The 1,065-nt window shown below is 35.8% G+C and carries 1 protein-coding gene; it reads left to right on the top strand.

Annotated elements, in window-relative coordinates; translation table 11 throughout:
• Window positions 1-178: 178 nt before the first annotated feature.
• A complete protein-coding gene (locus D4N35_RS17830) occupies window positions 179-691 on the top strand; it encodes a tetratricopeptide repeat protein (protein ID WP_120076047.1) in 513 nt (170 codons plus the stop codon).
• The last annotated feature ends 374 nt before the right edge of the window (window positions 692-1,065 follow it).

The raw sequence follows: 1,065 nt of genomic DNA, 5'->3' as shown, positions 1-1,065 counted from the left end.
CGACAGCCTGTATCGATGAAATAGTGCCTACGCGGTCATTGGCGGGCCGATCCGATTAAATGATTATGTAATAAATTTCAAATTCATTTTATATATATTGAGATGATGTGAAGAAATAGACTAAAGAAATTAATCTATTTAAGGGCGCTTTGGAAGAATTTTTTAAGAGAAGACTGTAATGGATATATCTTGGACGGGGATGAAAAGAATGGAAGAGAAATTAGAATTGGCGTTGAAATTAAAGTTTGAAGGGGAATTGGAGAAATCAAGATTGCTTTTACTTGAAATATTACACGATCAGCCATTGAATGCTGAAATCAACTTTCAATGCGGTCAAATTCATGATGCTCTGGGATTAGAAGAAGAAGCACTGGAATTTTATAAAAAAGCGATAAAAATTGGTTTGCCGGATGAATTGTTAAAAGATGCATATGTATGCTTAGGTAGTACGTACAGAGTATTAGGATCTTACCAGAAATCCCTTGATGTATTATCAAAAGGGCAAGATCTATTTCCGGATTACCGGCCACTTCATATTTTTAAGGCTCTTACTTTGTATAGTCTACATGAACATCAAAAAGCAATGGAAATTATGTTAAAGACACTTGTGGAAACTACGAGCGACGCGGGAATAGGCAATTATGGGAGAGCTCTAAGATATTACTCTGAACATTTAAAGCTCGTAAAGTAAAAAAGACCGCAAGTCCTAGTAACACTTACGGTCTTGTACAATAGTCGCCTCTCAAAGAGTGGCTATCCCGAGTAGTCAACTGAAATAGACCATCCCTGGAACTTGTTAGGTCTCAAGGGAGGTTCTTTTTTTGTCTTGAGATAGTATGGCAATTAAGTTGTGGAAGTATCGATGGTGCTTAACTTTTCATTGAGTTGTATAAATCAGAAACTATAGAAATAAAACTTTTTGTTGCATGTGATGGTCGATTTGTAATACCAAGTCCAATTATCCGATATGCCTCTTTTTCGAAATCAATTGCATTAATTCCAGTCGGTGCGTTTGTAAGAACAAGTTCTGGCCTAATATTAATCCCAAATTACGAAAGTAAATTT

Source organism: Siminovitchia fortis, assembly GCF_003605365.2.
Lineage (GTDB): Bacteria > Bacillota > Bacilli > Bacillales > Bacillaceae_C > Siminovitchia > Siminovitchia fortis.
The sequence above is the reverse complement of the archived record's forward strand: the minus strand, read 5'-3'. Positions and strand labels throughout refer to the sequence as shown.

What these genes read in the sequence shown, in the direction of transcription:
- D4N35_RS17830 (WP_120076047.1), top strand. Translation starts at nt 179, where the DNA reads ATGGATATATCTTGGACGGGGATGAAAAGAATGGAAGAGAAATTAGAA.